Raw genomic sequence first — 13658 nt, forward strand, 5'->3', positions numbered from 1 at the left:
TCATTTTTCAAACCCGGGTACGTCGATTTTTTCTTGCGGAATCTTGAAGTGCCAGTAGTTCAGAAATCCAGCCTTCGCAGGAATAGTAGTTTCTGAGCACTTCTGGGACAGCCAAGTAAGGTTTTTCAAGAAATTCAGCCGGAATCTCAGGCGCAGACCTGTCGATTACGCAGACACGGGACGGATCATAAAGATTGCTGGTCAAAATGTACTTGTTGGTGGTGATCAGCTTCTTTTCCGCCAGCAACGTTTCAATGGTGCGCATGGTGAACCCACGTTGGCGTGGATGCTCCACATCCAATACGCTCCTGGAACGCTCGACGTACTGAGCAACCTCAGCTGCAGGCATGGGCTTGGTTGACAATGTTCCCTTCGGAGCCCGCCACAAAGTCCAGTCCAGCAAGCGACGCATGAAGAGCATCAAGGGGCTTTGGAAGTAGCCAAACACAAAACTTCTGACTTGCTGGCCGTAACGCTGGCGCAAGCGGTGAATCACACGATGACGATCAGAGTGGATGGTGCCGATAAAGCACCAATCAAACACCACCTGCATCGACATATCATGATCTGCTGAAATATTGCGCCAAAACAATGGCCTATAGTTCCAAGCAAATTTCTTCGCATCAACAGGATCGAAAGTTGCTACTGAATCGAATGCCGGAAAAATACTCGCCACACCCTTGACGTTTTCAACGCCATCCCAAAGATAAAGCCCCATACTGGCCGAAGCCAATTTTTTGCGCATCTCCAGCACAACCCGCCGCGACAGCCCTTCACCCTTAATCACCAGAACGTGGGAAACTGAGCCCGGTTCAAGTTTTTCCAATCGCGAAAGAAATGAGCGCTCGGACCAACGGACCGTCATTACAGGAAGCAATCGGAGTGCGAGTTTGTACCAAGTTGCGCTGCTGGCTCGCTCATCCCACCACGTTACGTCGTAGCCCATCGAGCGCAGCGTCTCGGATATGGACAGATGGTAAGAAAAAGTGAGCGGAGACACCAGAAGTACATGGCCGCGCAAGGTACCCTGCACACGTTTCAGGCCACCATCAGGCTGCATGGTCGGATTGCCCCTTGTCTATTACTTTCGCTGGGATACCGACGGCCAGCAAACCTGGCGCAACATGGCTTAACACAACCGCATTCGCACCAATACGTGAATCGGACCCCAATATAACCCCGCCCAGCACTTTTGCACCAGAGCCAATAGTAACGCCATGCCCCACCGTGGGTCGTGATGACTCTTGGTAGGAAAAATCCACTTCACGCGCACCCAAAGTAACGCCCTGAAAAATAGTGGCATTTTCACCAATAGACCAAGCACCAATCACCGTGCCCTGGGTATGCGGCAGGAACAAACCTTTGCCAATTGGGCACCGGACGGCTATTTCGATACCGAAAAAAAAGAAATTCAGCAGCGAAACCAATTTCGCGATTGGCCCCAATTTCAGACGATATAAGCCATGCGCCAGCCTGCAAAGTAGAACGGGGATAAACCTTGGTGAAAAAATCCCAAGCCAAAGCCGTAGACCTGACACACCATCAGCCGAGCCATGCATGACGACAAGAGCACGGCGTAAATCAGCAGCCAAATAAGGCAGCAGCCTGAAATTCTCTGTCGGCATAATTGAAACCGTCTTTTTCATGTTGCCGAGATGTTTCCCATCAATCCTCTTGCCGCCAGCTCACTCACAGAGCGCAAGTAGGCCGCCTTGTCCTCTGGCGCTTGCTCCGCAGCCCAGCCCAGAAAATTAGCCAAACCCTGCTTGAAACCCATACCAGGAACAAAGCCCAAGATCTGTTCCAGCATCCTCACGTCAGCGATATTGTGCCGAATATCACCCATTCGGAATGCTCCAGTGACACCTATGACGCTTTCACTCTCAAAAAATGATTTAATCTCTTGCGCCACCATCATCACACTCGTGGCTTGGCCGGATCCCACGTTCAGAGCCCCGACAAATTGACCCGGATAGTTAACGCTGCGGACGGTCGCTTCAACGACATCATCGATGTAAACAAAATCGCGCGACTCCAACCCATCCTCATAAATCTCAATAGACTGATTCTGACGTGCCAGATTGGAAAAGACTGCAAGAATACCGGTATAGGGATTCTTGAGAGACTGGCCGGGACCATACACGTTTTGATAACGCAGTCCAAACCCATTGATGCCTCGTGTCCGGGCAAACAGTAAAACCGCCTGTTCCTGAACCTGCTTCGTCAAGCCATACATCGACATGGGGCTGAAAGGCGCCAACTCAGGAGTCGGCAACAAAACTACGGGGGATCCACAATCTGGGCATACTGGCTCAAACAGGCCATCAGACATGCGTGCACGGCCACGTTGCTCCGGAAATACCATGCCGTGATTCGCGCACTGATATGCACCTTCACCATAAACAGCCCGACTTGAGGCAACCACAATTGAGCGAAGCGATTTCGCGCAGTCTTCGTTTTGCAACAAGTCCAGCATCGTGGCCGTGCCTTGCACATTGACGCTGAAATATCGATCAATCTCGTACATGGATTGGCCAGTACCAGTCTCAGCGGCCAAATGCACCACGCTATTGACTCCTGTCAACGCCCGCCTCATCGCATCCCGGTCACGCACATCGGCCTTGATTAGCTCCACATGTCCTTCCAAATCCGCCGGCAACGTTTGACTGGCGTGAATTTGAGGACTGAAATTATCCAGAACACGAACTCGATTTCCCAGCTTCAACAAAGCGCGCGCAAGGCGCTGTCCAATGAAGCCCGCACCACCCGTTATCAATATCTGTTGTGCATCCGAAGTCATAAATAATTCCTTGAGATTAATTTCTTATTTCAACCGAATTTTCCCGAACATATCAACTTGATTGCGCAGTGACGATATATGGGCCAAATATCGCATTAGATTAAAATACCGCTCGGGCCCCAGAAGAAAAAGAGCCAACCTTAGTATTTTATTGATCACCGCAATCTGGGATCCATAAGCGTTCATGTCCTTGAAAATTTTCCGTCGGGCCGTCTCATTACGGGAACCAACTAAGCGATGGGCCTTGCCGAAGCGCATCACAGGCCCGTCGGTTCGATAGGGGTTCACTTCTGAAGAGAAAGCGCTTTCTCTGAGCGACGCATAAAACCTGCGCAAAGCAGGAGTCACATATGAGCCATCATCAAAATAGTCAAACGAGTAGCGATGGCTAGAGAACTCTTTCGAGGAATTTGCCATAAGCTCAAGTGCATAGGTCGTCGCAAGCACTGTGAAATCGGGACGGCTTCCGGCGGCATAACGCGTCTGCTTTTTTGCTACCACCTCAGGCGTGTTCTCGCTGAAAGAGCTGAAATGAATAAAGCGCAGCGGCGTCGTTTCATTGACAAACCAGGCCCCATCGCGCTCCGTCAATTGCCGCTCGTGCAAATTCCAGAAAGCCACATTCAAGCCGGCATCATGCAAAATTCGCATTTTAGGAAAGTAGATGGGAGCCAAACTAACCCACTTCTGATCGACCGCCAGGCCAAGTTGGGGTTCATAGAAACCATGATTCAGGCAGCGCTCGGACCACCAATCCAGAAATGCCAAACCCTCCTGGCATCGGGCAACCCCCACGAAGCCCAGATTAAAAGCACCAAACTTGAGAAGTTCAAGATCGTCAGGCTTGTAACCGTCCAGAATTGGTGTATTGCTGTGAGGCGTCACAACAAGCGAAGCGCCATTTTGCAGCGCGTCAAAAACCTGCACCAGTGGCGCATAGACCTTGATATCCGGATCGAGATAGATTGCGAACTCATGCCTCTGCAAAAGCATCTTTAGCGCAGTTGGCTTGACATTAGTATTGAACTCGATCACGTCATAGCTGAACGCATGCTGCAGGAAATTTTCAATTGGCAAATCTTCAACCCAAATCACAGTCAAATCTGGGCGATCAACCACGACCTCCGGCGTTTTTCGGTCTACCAGCACAAGGTACATGCTGTGATCGGGGTGATGCTGGATGTAAGAATCAACCAGCACCAAGGCTTTCCCGATGTAATTGATAGAGCAAATGGTCAGTGCGGCGTGCGAATTCATGGCTGATGTCCTGGGAAAAATCGTGTCATTTATGATTTTATTGTAATTCGTATACCCGAACCATGTGAAGTCTGCGAGCGATCAGATAACAAACTGGCGGCACCCAAAGCAGCAGCCAAAAACCCGGAGATGAGAAGTAAGCATCTTCAAAAATCGACATGAAAAGCGGATAAAGGGAAACGCTGTAGAGATACCACCAGACCGGATTATTAGCATTCTCATACCGCATATAAAGATACTGATGAAAAATTCCAAGAATCAACAGCCCTCCAGCCACGCCCATCAGCGCACCATCGTGAAACAAGGGAAAAAACACCGTGTAGGTATTGCACTGGATTGGTACTTCGACAAACGGGTTTAACGAGGGCTTGGGAGGGATTTCAAAAAACAACACACTCCAGAGTTCCCTAAGCGGGTTGGGAAGCAGTGCTCCACCAGCAATTTCCTGGCTTCTTGAAGCAACAAAGTCGTTAAAACATGAAACACTGCTCATCACATAGACCTGCGCATTCCAGAGAATGTTTCCTGTGACCGAGTTGGACTCCTCTCCCTTTTTGAAAACCAGCGCAATAATAAAAAAAATCGTCAAAAAACTCAGCGCTGACGCAACAACAGTTCGAGCCGAGATAACTTTGTTGCGATACAAAAGCGCAATGGATGCAACAAAAAAGAGCAGCAAAAACAAGCGCCCCGTCGTAGCGACCGCTGAAATCAATCCAACCAGAAAAATAACGACTACCTGCCTTCGCGAAAGAGATTTTGCAAAAGCCAGAAAAAAAATACTGAATCCGACACCCACATAGAGGATGCGGAAAAAAGCATAGAGGCTTCTCTCCCCGTTGAAGTCGTCAACAACAAACTGCCGGATCGATGGGGCACTTAGTTCAGCCAAACCACCGCCAATCATTAATGTATAGATGGAGTACACCGCAAAAACGCCAGCGAAGGAATATATCAACAAGAAAAGTTGAAAATAGCGTTCGAACTGAAAACACTGATCCCGTTGTACCGCTTGCGCCGAATGGTCGTACTGCAGCCCAGGCAAATAACTGGCAATCAATGTACCCAGAGTAAAAAACAAAACCCCCAGAAAAATCGCAACCCAGGTAATAACTTCAAACGGAAAAAAAAGGTCGTAAAACCCGATATGCAAGACAACCTGCAACCCCCAAAGAGTGAGAAAAATAAATCTAGGAGAGAACATATCTCGTCCTCTTTCGTCGATACAAAACAAAAAGCGCCAGTGCATCACAAGATGTACGCGCAGTCCAGGCGATTGCCGCACCGGTTAAACCTAAATAATGCACAAGCAAGAATAAAACCGGCAAATAAACAACCAGTTCAATTATATGCAGCAGACCAGTCGGTCTTGCATGTCCCATGGCATGCAATGCCGTGTAGGGAATGTATGCAACGCTATTTGCCAATATGCCACACGAGAGGATGACGCAAAGAAGCCATGATTGCTGCGCAAAACTTTCCGAGATGAAAAATTTCATCAAGGGATAAGCGACTGCTGAAGCCAACACGCACAACACCAACATGACCACAGCAACAACCGTCACACTATTCCAGAAGGTTTTTTCAGCGTCCAGGGTACGAGAAGAGTTATCACGGGTCAGCTTCGGCAAGAGGCTTGTCCCGAGTGCTCCCGGCAATATAAGCAGCCTGACAAGGAACTCCAATGGGACCGTGTAATAAGCAACAACTGCCGCACCCATCAGGTAGGAGACGATAAATCGATCAGCATTCACCAGCAAGGGGCTGACCAGATTTGTAATCGCCATCCATGCACCGAAAGAAAAGAGACGTTTTCGTGTACCGGGGGTAATCTCAGCACGCCAGAATTTTCCGCTTGGCAGCCTGCCAACCAACCATGCAAGCAATAGACAACTTATCATTCTGGCGCCCACAAGCCAGAGGGTAATGAAAACCAAGGAAACACCATGCAAGAAGAAGGCAATGCATGGAAACAAGAATATGGAGATTCCCAGAAACATCCGAGCCAGGTTGCTTGACTGGAAATTCTCATATCCCTCAAGAGCACCGCGCTGGCCCGAACTGAACGTGGCAAATGGAATCCCGATAGCCGCAACGATCAGACTGAAGAATACCTCCTGATGGAGTTCGGGAGAGATACTGAGGCCCCTATGACTTAGCGGATAGGCGGCCAGCAGCAATATTAACATTCCAAGCATTCCCGTCAGGATCGTGAATTCGAGTCCCGCCTTGATGGTGGACGAGATTTCGTTACGTCGCTGCCCGGCAATATGGGAAGCCACTTGCTGGGTGATGGCACGTCCGATCCCAAAATCAAACAGGCTGAAATACCCAATGATCGTCCACAGCAACGTCAGGATACCGAATCTCTCGATGCCTAAACGTTGAATGAGGAACGGAATCGTGATGGCACCAATAACCAGTGGCACAACATTACCGGCAACATTCCACAGGGTGTTTTTACTCAGCGACATGAGCTGACATCAACCGACGATCAACATATCCGCACACAGCTCGCGCCGAGCGCGGAACCAAGATGCACTTACAGCGGCAACTCATCTATTTCATCCTTCAGGCGCCGCTCAGATTCCGCAGCGCGTACCGATTCAAGTGATTGCCCCTGCTGATCCTTGGTCGAAAGTTGAGGCTGTACGATGCCGTGCTGAGCCAGCGGCCAATCGATACCAATGACGGGGTCATTCCAGACAATGCAACGCTCATGCTGCGGTGCGTAATAGTCGGTGGTCTTGTAAAGGAAGTCGGCACTGTCGCTCAGCACAACAAACCCATGCGCAAACCCTGGCGGCACCCAAAACTGCTTGTGGTTGTCTTCGGTCAGTTCAATCCCCGCCCACTGGCCAAAAGTAGGTGAGCTCCTGCGAATATCCACCGCCACGTCAAACACCGCTCCGCGCACCACCCGTACTAGCTTTCCCTGGGGTTGCTCAATCTGGTAGTGCAGACCGCGCAGCACACCTTTGGCGCTGCGGCTGTGGTTGTCCTGAACGAACTGATGGCTGGTGCCGGTGGCCTCGTTGAACGCTTTCTGGTTAAAGCTTTCATAGAAAAAGCCGCGTGCGTCGCCAAACACCTTGGGTTCGATGACCAGCACGTCGGGGATGGCGGTGGGGGTGACTTTCATAGCGTACCTAGTATTTGCATTCAGAGAAAAATTTAAAACGTACGAACAAACCCGGTCGGTGTGTTTGCTTTCACGTTGACGCTCAAGGTTTTTTGGATAAAAGGCCGCTCTATCAACCTGAACGTAATGACGGAGATCGCCACCAAGATCAAACCCATCGACAGAACTACCGGCCAGTAGTTGGATACCGTCCAGCGGAAACCAACCGAACCCGCAACGCTCAAGAACAGAGTAATAACCAGGCCATGCAAGAGATAGATGCTGTAACTGACTTCACCCAAGAGCCTCGCTGCCTTTGTGTGAAGCAATCCAAAAACTCCACCACCATTCAATATGAGCAAAAAAGCCACCATTGCCAATACGCCGGCAAAAAAACCATAAGCCGTATCAAATGAAGTCATCAGCACATAAAGTACACCGACAAACAGGACGTCAGAGAGCCATGACCGGATGCTGGAGACAAACCACCTTTGTTTGTGGATATCTGCCACCAGCATTCCACCCAGAAAATAGTACAAGAATTTTTCTTCCGAGAGTGCAGCGTAAAACCCAACAAGAAAATAGACACTCCAACGCCCTGAAATACTCATCAATGCCGCCAAAAATGGCAGCGCAAAGTAAAATCGCCATTCATAAGCCAACGTCCAAAACACACCGGCATTAATAGTAAATGTACGGGGTAATTCATTAATGTCGGGCGCACCGAGAAAGGAAAAATAGAACCATCTAACAATATTCGTAAAAACACTTATGTATTGAACATCGCTTTTTCCCGCCGCTTTACTCAACGCAATCAGCACCAGTACGACCACCGCCACGAGATACATGGGGACGATCCGACGAATCCTGGATCGATAAAGAGCAACCCAGTCAACCCCCGATTCACTCTTCAAGATGCGGCCCCAAAACAAGAAGGCAGTGATCATGAAAAAGAACCCTACGCCAAGTTGCCCTGTCATGGCATAAAACGGCTCATCAGGAGCTTTCCAGGCACCGCTTGTCTGAAATGCGAAATTGATCAGCGCATGGTGAAAGAACACTCCCAGCGCAAGCAAACCGCGCAAGCCGTCGATGGACTCGTGTCGCCCTCCTTCGCTCACCACCCCCTTCCATGAGAATTTGCGGGCGATCAGATAAATTCCCCCAGAAAAGAGGAGGAAGACACCCGAGAGGACGAAATAGGGCCAGATGCTAGCGGGTTGGGTCATGGTTTGACGCCCTCAGGGCTGAGCATTGTCATGGTTATTTTTGCCAAGATACCAATTGAGCTGACAGCGGATTTCTCTTTTTATTGACGGCAATGCTTAGGCGGATTGCCTACCCCCCTCTTTCAGCAGGCGCTGCATGTATTGCCCATAGCCGTTCTTCAGCAGGGGCTGGGCCAGTTTTTCAAACTGTTCGGCGCTGATGAAGCCGTTGCGCCAGGCGATCTCTTCGGGACAGGCGATCTTCAGGCCCTGGCGGTGCTCCAGCGTGGCGATGAACTGGCTGGCTTCGAGCAGGCTGTCGTGTGTGCCAGTGTCCAGCCAGGCGTAGCCGCGCTGCATGATTTGCACGCTGAGCTGGTCTTTGTCCAGGTAGGCCTGGTTGACGGCGGTGATCTCCAGTTCACCGCGGGCACTGGGCTTGACGGCCTTGGCGATGTCCACCACCTGGTTGTCGTAGAAGTACAGGCCGGTGACGGCGTAGTTGCTCTGGGGCGTCTTGGGTTTTTCTTCGATGCTGCTGGCTTTGCCGTTGGCGTCAAAGGCCACCACGCCGTAGCGCTCGGGGTCTTGCACATGGTAGGCAAACACGGTGGCACCGCTGGTTTGCGCATCGGCATCGGCCAGCAGTTGCACGAAGTCGTGGCCGTGGAAGATGTTGTCGCCCAGCACCAGCGCGCTGGGGTGGTTGCCCACAAACTTGTCGCCAATGATGAAGGCCTGCGCCAGGCCGTCGGGGCTGGGCTGCACGGCGTATTGCAGGTTCATGCCCCACTGGCTGCCGTCGCCCAGCAGCTGCTCGAAGCGCGGGGTGTCTTGCGGAGTGCTGATGATGAGCACATCGCGGATGCCCGCCAGCATGAGGGTGCTGAGCGGGTAGTAGATCATGGGCTTGTCGTACACCGGCAGCAGTTGCTTGCTGATGGCCAGGGTGGCCGGGTGCAGGCGTGTGCCGGAGCCGCCGGCGAGGATGATGCCCTTGCGCTGGGTCGTGGGGTGAGCGGTCATGGTGTAATTTGTGTCCTTGATTCAGTGTTGTTTTTCGCTATGCGCCAGGCCGAGTGCGGCGGCGATGGCATGCAGCCTTTTGTCTCGCGTCCAAAGCAAATCCCCACCCAGCCGGGTGGATGCCAGCAGGTGCATGTCCACGTAGCCAATGCCACGCCCCATCAGTGCGTGCTCATCCATAAAAAACAGGACTTCCTTGTCGGTAGCCACCGGCACGGGGGGCAGCGCCTGCAGCAAGCCCAGCACCTCGGCGCGCGCGCGCAAGCTTCCGCAGGCCAGTTCACCCACCACGAACGGGTGCATGCCCACCTGCCCCGCCTGAAGCGCGGCCATCAACTCCGCGTCACCGTGACGCAAATGGTCAATCCACACCGATGTGTCCACCAGCATCATGCTTCAGGCTCTCTGCGGCGGGGGATGGGCTGCAGTTGGGCTTCTGTCCCGCCAAGTCGGGCCAGACGGCGTGCGCTTTCACGCTGCACCAGCGCCAGCAGCGCTTCGCGGATCAACTGGGTACGCTCAGTCAACCCGCTGATTTGCTGTGCTTGGGCGAGCAATTCGTCGTCAAGGGTGAGGGTGGTACGCATGGACTTCTTTCAAATCATCAAACAAGACATCAAACGATGACTCGTTTCATGCTAACACCTCGGTCAGCATGCGCGCCACGCCCTGCTGCCAATGCGGCAGCGTGAGACCGAAGGTGGCTTGCAGTGGTGCGGTGTCCAGGCGCGAGTTGTGGGGGCGTCTGGCCGGTGTGGGAAAGGCGCTGGTGGGCACGGGGGTTACTTCGGTTGCTTTTATTTTGATAGCTTCCTGCGCATGCAGTGCCTGCGCCAGAACGTATTTTGCATACTGGTGCCAATTGGTTTCACCGCCCGCCACCAGGTGGTACAGGCCTGCGTCTTGCGGGCGCTGCCGCAGGTGGCGGATGGCATGGGCGGTGATGTCGGCGATCAGGTCGGCGCCAGTGGGTGCGCCCCATTGGTCGTCGATGACGGTAAGGCGTTCGCGCTCGCTGCCCAGGCGCAGCATGGTCTTGGCGAAATTGCCGCCGCGTGCGGCATAGACCCAGCTGGTCCTGAAGATCAGGTGCTTGGGGCAGTGCTTGGCAATCAGTTGCTCGCCTTCCAGCTTGGTCTGGCCATAGATGTTGAGCGGTGCTGGTGCGTCGGTTTCTTTCCAGGGCTGGCTGCCGCTGCCGTCAAACACATAGTCGGTGGAGTAGTGCACCAGCCAGGCGCCCAGTTGGTGCGCCTCTTGCGCCAGCACGCCAGGGGCGGTGGCGTTGAGGGTGCGGGCCAGGTCGGGCTCGCTTTCGGCTTTGTCCACGGCAGTGTGGGCGGCGGCGTTGACGATGACGTCGGGGCGGACCGCGCGCACCGTTTCAGCCAAACCTTGCAGGTTGGAGAGGTCGCCGCAAAAGTCCGTGCTATGGCGGTCCAGCGCGACCAATTCGCCCAGCGGGGCCAGGCTGCGCTGCAGCTCCCAGCCAACCTGGCCGTTTTTGCCGAGCAGAAGGATTTTCATGCCGCAACCGTGCCCGCGTATTGGGTTTGCAGCCAGTCGCGGTAGGCGCCGCTTTGCACGTTGGCCACCCACTCGGGGTGGGCCAGGTACCACTGCACGGTCTTGCGGATGCCGGTGTCAAAGGTTTCGGCAGGCTTCCAACCCAGCTCGCGTTCGATCTTGCTGGCGTCGATGGCGTAGCGCCGGTCGTGGCCGGGGCGGTCTTTGACGTAGCTGATTTGCGTGCTGTAGCTGCTGCCGTCCGCCTTGGGGCGCAGCTCGTCGAGCAAAGCGCACACGGTTTGCACGATCTCGATGTTGGGCTTTTCGTTCCAGCCGCCGATGTTGTAGACCTCGCCCAGCTTGCCTGCGTCCAGCACGCGGCGGATGGCGCTGCAGTGGTCCTTGACGTAGAGCCAGTCGCGAATCTGCATGCCATCGCCGTACACCGGCAGCGACTTGCCGGCCAGGGCGTTGACGATCATCAGCGGGATGAGTTTTTCGGGGAAGTGGTAAGGGCCGTAGTTGTTGCTGCAGTTGGTGGTGAGCACCGGCAGGCCGTAGGTGTGGTGGTAGGCGCGCACCAGGTGGTCGCTGGCGGCCTTGCTGGCCGAGTACGGGCTGTTGGGCTCGTAGCGGTGCTGCTCGGTAAATGCCGCATCGCCTGCGGCCAGCGAGCCATAGACCTCGTCGGTGGAGACATGCAGCAGGCGAAAGGCCGCTTTGCCTTCGGCGGGCAAACTGCTCCAGTAGGCGCGCACGGCTTCGAGCAGGCGAAAGGTACCGACCACATTGGTCTGGATGAAGTCTTCGGGGCTGTGGATGGAGCGGTCCACATGGCTTTCGGCGGCAAAGTTGATGACGGCGCGCGGCTGGTGCTCGGCCAGCAGGCGGGCCACCAGGGCGCTGTCGCCGATGTCGCCCTGCACGAAGGTGTGCCGTTCATCGTCTTGCACCGAGGCCAGGGTTTCGAGGTTGCCCGCGTAGGTCAGCTTGTCGAGGTTGACGACGGGTTCCTGCGATTGCGCCAGCCAGTCGAGAACGAAATTGGCGCCGATGAAGCCGGCGGCGCCGGTAACGAGAATCATGATGTGCCCCAAAGATACTGCCTGCTGGCAAAGCCAAAAATTATCTCACCCGCTTCGGATTGTCACGTAACCAGGTGCTGCACAGGGGGGAACGGTGTCCGTGCAGCCATCCTCTACACTTTATTCTTTCCCCTTATTGGAGGTTCCATGGCCAAGAAGATGCAGAAGACCAGCGGCAACAAGAAGCAGAGCGATGCCCAGCTGTCCAGCACCGTCAAGGATTCGGCGCAGCAGATCTGGCTGGCGGGCCTGGGCGCTTTTTCGAAGGCGCAGGAAGAAGGCGGCAAGGTGTTTGAAGCCCTGGTCAAGGAGGGCCTGACCATCCAGCGCAAGACGCAGGCCGTGGCCGAGGAAAAGATCACCGAAGCCACCAGCCGCATGACCACCATGGCCAGCGACATCGGCTCCAAGGCCCAGGGCCAGTGGGACAAGCTGGAGAACCTCTTTGAAGAGCGTGTGGCCAAGGCCCTTTCCAAACTGGGCGTGCCCTCGGCCCGTGATATCGAGGCCCTGCATGCACGCATCGAGGCACTGACCCAGGCTGCAGGCAAGGCCGCCGCCGCGACGACCGCGGCCAAGGCGCCAGCCAGGGCCGCCAAGCCCGCGCCCACCAAGACCGCTGCGCGCAAGGCAGCGGCCAGGCCCGCCCTGAAAGCCGCGCCGGCCAGGAAGGCCCCGGCAAAATCCCCCGCAGCGGCGGCGCCCAAGGCCGGGACGGCTGCCGACGACACCCCCGCCGCCTCCTGAGCCTTGCCCCGGCCATGAAAGCGACCGGCATGCCCCGCATGCGGTCGCTTCTTTTTTGCGCTGCCCGTGCCACGGCACGCCAGGCCAGGCCAACGATGCGGATGCCTTTGCAAGCCGCACCGGTACTGCGTCTTCGTGCTGCATTGCAGCAAAACGACTGGGGTAGAGTAGGCCTGCGAAAGCAAGCAACCACGGCACAAACAACGACACGAAGGGGCACGCATCCATGGTGAAGAAAGCGCCGCGCCGCACCGCCGAACGCATCCTGGAGGTGGCCCTGGAGCTGTTCAACCGGTTTGGCGAGCCCAACGTGTCCACCACCCTCATCTCGGCCGAGCTGCGCATCAGCCCCGGCAACCTTTATTACCACTACCCGGCCAAGGACGCGCTCATCAACGCGCTGTTTGACCGGTATGAACAGTCGCTGAACGACCTGCTGGGTGCCAGCGACAACGTGCGCAATGTGGAAGACGCCTGGTTCTTCATGCACACGTTGTTTGAAATCATCTGGCAATACCGCTTTCTGTACCGCGACCTGAACGACCTGCTGTCCAAGAACCGCCGGCTGGAAACGCATTTCCAGGCCATCCTGAAAGAAAAGACCCGCGCGGTGCGGGCCATGCTCGATGGCATGGGCCGCGCAGACGCCTTGCGCATCGATGCCAGCGATCGGCAGGCCACCGCCACCAGCATGGTGGTGGTGCTGACCTACTGGCTGAGCTTCGAATACGTGCAGGATCCGCGCCGCGCGCTGGAGCCCGAGAGCGCACAGGCAGCGTTGCTGCGGGGTGCGCACCATGTGCTGAACCTGCTCCTGCCCTATCTGGAGAGTGCGCAGCGGGCGCATCTGCAGCAGATCGTGGGCGCCTACGCACCGGCCACCGGCTGACCACCGCACACCATCC

15 protein-coding genes are annotated in these 13658 nt (G+C 54.9%); 2 read left to right on the forward strand and 13 right to left on the reverse strand.

Translation table 11 applies throughout. The annotated features are described in order from the left end of the window. Positions 1-7 precede the first annotated feature (7 nt). The 13 genes from AC1RDS_RS10025 to rfbB form a co-directional block, all read right to left on the reverse strand. Complete coding sequence (locus AC1RDS_RS10025; protein WP_492226899.1) at positions 8-1060, reverse strand: WaaS/CpsH family glycosyltransferase; 1053 nt, start codon at positions 1058-1060, stop codon at positions 8-10. Further along, entirely contained in the window at positions 1050-1646 is a 597-nt protein-coding gene (locus AC1RDS_RS10030) for a serine O-acetyltransferase (protein ID WP_492226900.1), read from the reverse strand. Before AC1RDS_RS10030 ends, AC1RDS_RS10025 begins: the two co-directional genes overlap by 11 nt. Next, entirely contained in the window at positions 1643-2800 is a 1158-nt protein-coding gene (locus AC1RDS_RS10035; protein WP_492226901.1) for an NAD-dependent epimerase/dehydratase family protein, read from the reverse strand. The genes AC1RDS_RS10030 and AC1RDS_RS10035 overlap by 4 nt, the downstream gene beginning before the upstream one ends. A gap of 24 nt (positions 2801-2824) precedes the next feature. Next, positions 2825-4057: a glycosyl transferase gene (locus AC1RDS_RS10040; protein ID WP_492226902.1), complete on the reverse strand. Its 1233-nt coding sequence runs from the start codon at positions 4055-4057 to the stop codon at positions 2825-2827. A 37-nt stretch (positions 4058-4094) separates the two neighbouring features. Continuing rightward, positions 4095-5261, reverse strand: coding sequence for an O-antigen polymerase (locus AC1RDS_RS10045; RefSeq protein ID WP_492226903.1), 1167 nt, complete (start codon positions 5259-5261; stop codon positions 4095-4097). Beyond that, entirely contained in the window at positions 5248-6531 is a 1284-nt protein-coding gene (locus tag AC1RDS_RS10050) for a flippase (RefSeq protein ID WP_492226904.1), read from the reverse strand. Before AC1RDS_RS10050 ends, AC1RDS_RS10045 begins: the two co-directional genes overlap by 14 nt. Positions 6532-6599: 68 nt before the next feature. Then, a complete protein-coding gene (rfbC, locus tag AC1RDS_RS10055) occupies positions 6600-7199 on the reverse strand; it encodes a dTDP-4-dehydrorhamnose 3,5-epimerase (protein ID WP_492226905.1) in 600 nt (199 codons plus the stop codon). Between the two features lie 32 nt (positions 7200-7231). Further along, positions 7232-8407 carry an acyltransferase family protein gene (locus AC1RDS_RS10060; protein WP_492226906.1) on the reverse strand — a complete coding sequence of 392 codons (1176 nt, stop codon included), beginning with the start codon at positions 8405-8407 and terminating at the stop codon, positions 7232-7234. 96 nt (positions 8408-8503) lie between these two features. Further along, positions 8504-9412 carry a glucose-1-phosphate thymidylyltransferase RfbA gene (gene rfbA / locus AC1RDS_RS10065; RefSeq protein ID WP_492226907.1) on the reverse strand — a complete coding sequence of 303 codons (909 nt, stop codon included), beginning with the start codon at positions 9410-9412 and terminating at the stop codon, positions 8504-8506. Between the two features lie 21 nt (positions 9413-9433). Then, complete coding sequence (locus AC1RDS_RS10070; protein ID WP_492226908.1) at positions 9434-9805, reverse strand: type II toxin-antitoxin system VapC family toxin; 372 nt, start codon at positions 9803-9805, stop codon at positions 9434-9436. Next, complete coding sequence (locus AC1RDS_RS10075; protein WP_348688814.1) at positions 9802-9999, reverse strand: type II toxin-antitoxin system VapB family antitoxin; 198 nt, start codon at positions 9997-9999, stop codon at positions 9802-9804. Before AC1RDS_RS10075 ends, AC1RDS_RS10070 begins: the two co-directional genes overlap by 4 nt. Positions 10000-10045: 46 nt before the next feature. Next, positions 10046-10939 (reverse strand): dTDP-4-dehydrorhamnose reductase, encoded by an 894-nt coding sequence (gene rfbD, locus AC1RDS_RS10080; RefSeq protein ID WP_492226909.1) that lies wholly within the window; start codon positions 10937-10939, stop codon positions 10046-10048. Further along, complete coding sequence (gene rfbB, locus AC1RDS_RS10085; protein ID WP_492226910.1) at positions 10936-12006, reverse strand: dTDP-glucose 4,6-dehydratase; 1071 nt, start codon at positions 12004-12006, stop codon at positions 10936-10938. Before rfbB ends, rfbD begins: the two co-directional genes overlap by 4 nt. 147 nt (positions 12007-12153) lie before the next feature. Here rfbB and AC1RDS_RS10090 point away from each other — a divergent pair, with 147 nt between their 5' ends. After that, positions 12154-12753 (forward strand): phasin family protein, encoded by a 600-nt coding sequence (locus tag AC1RDS_RS10090; RefSeq protein ID WP_492226911.1) that lies wholly within the window; start codon positions 12154-12156, stop codon positions 12751-12753. Positions 12754-12979: 226 nt separating this feature from the next. Continuing rightward, positions 12980-13642 (forward strand): TetR/AcrR family transcriptional regulator, encoded by a 663-nt coding sequence (locus AC1RDS_RS10095; protein ID WP_026436731.1) that lies wholly within the window; start codon positions 12980-12982, stop codon positions 13640-13642. Positions 13643-13658: the final 16 nt, after the last annotated feature.

Source organism: Acidovorax sp. GW823-FHT02H02 (assembly GCF_058797075.1).

What these genes read in the sequence shown, in the direction of transcription:
- AC1RDS_RS10050 (WP_492226904.1), bottom strand. Translation starts at nt 6,531, where the DNA reads ATGTCGCTGAGTAAAAACACCCTGTGGAATGTTGCCGGTAATGTTGTG.
- rfbC (WP_492226905.1), bottom strand. Translation starts at nt 7,199, where the DNA reads ATGAAAGTCACCCCCACCGCCATCCCCGACGTGCTGGTCATCGAACCC.
- AC1RDS_RS10070 (WP_492226908.1), bottom strand. Translation starts at nt 9,805, where the DNA reads ATGATGCTGGTGGACACATCGGTGTGGATTGACCATTTGCGTCACGGT.
- AC1RDS_RS10075 (WP_348688814.1), bottom strand. Translation starts at nt 9,999, where the DNA reads ATGCGTACCACCCTCACCCTTGACGACGAATTGCTCGCCCAAGCACAG.
- rfbD (WP_492226909.1), bottom strand. Translation starts at nt 10,939, where the DNA reads ATGAAAATCCTTCTGCTCGGCAAAAACGGCCAGGTTGGCTGGGAGCTG.
- rfbA (WP_492226907.1), bottom strand. Translation starts at nt 9,412, where the DNA reads ATGACCGCTCACCCCACGACCCAGCGCAAGGGCATCATCCTCGCCGGC.
- AC1RDS_RS10060 (WP_492226906.1), bottom strand. Translation starts at nt 8,407, where the DNA reads ATGACCCAACCCGCTAGCATCTGGCCCTATTTCGTCCTCTCGGGTGTC.
- AC1RDS_RS10035 (WP_492226901.1), bottom strand. Translation starts at nt 2,800, where the DNA reads ATGACTTCGGATGCACAACAGATATTGATAACGGGTGGTGCGGGCTTC.
- AC1RDS_RS10040 (WP_492226902.1), bottom strand. Translation starts at nt 4,057, where the DNA reads ATGAATTCGCACGCCGCACTGACCATTTGCTCTATCAATTACATCGGG.
- AC1RDS_RS10095 (WP_026436731.1), top strand. Translation starts at nt 12,980, where the DNA reads ATGGTGAAGAAAGCGCCGCGCCGCACCGCCGAACGCATCCTGGAGGTG.
- AC1RDS_RS10090 (WP_492226911.1), top strand. Translation starts at nt 12,154, where the DNA reads ATGGCCAAGAAGATGCAGAAGACCAGCGGCAACAAGAAGCAGAGCGAT.
- AC1RDS_RS10045 (WP_492226903.1), bottom strand. Translation starts at nt 5,261, where the DNA reads ATGTTCTCTCCTAGATTTATTTTTCTCACTCTTTGGGGGTTGCAGGTT.
- AC1RDS_RS10025 (WP_492226899.1), bottom strand. Translation starts at nt 1,060, where the DNA reads ATGCAGCCTGATGGTGGCCTGAAACGTGTGCAGGGTACCTTGCGCGGC.
- AC1RDS_RS10030 (WP_492226900.1), bottom strand. Translation starts at nt 1,646, where the DNA reads ATGAAAAAGACGGTTTCAATTATGCCGACAGAGAATTTCAGGCTGCTG.
- rfbB (WP_492226910.1), bottom strand. Translation starts at nt 12,006, where the DNA reads ATGATTCTCGTTACCGGCGCCGCCGGCTTCATCGGCGCCAATTTCGTT.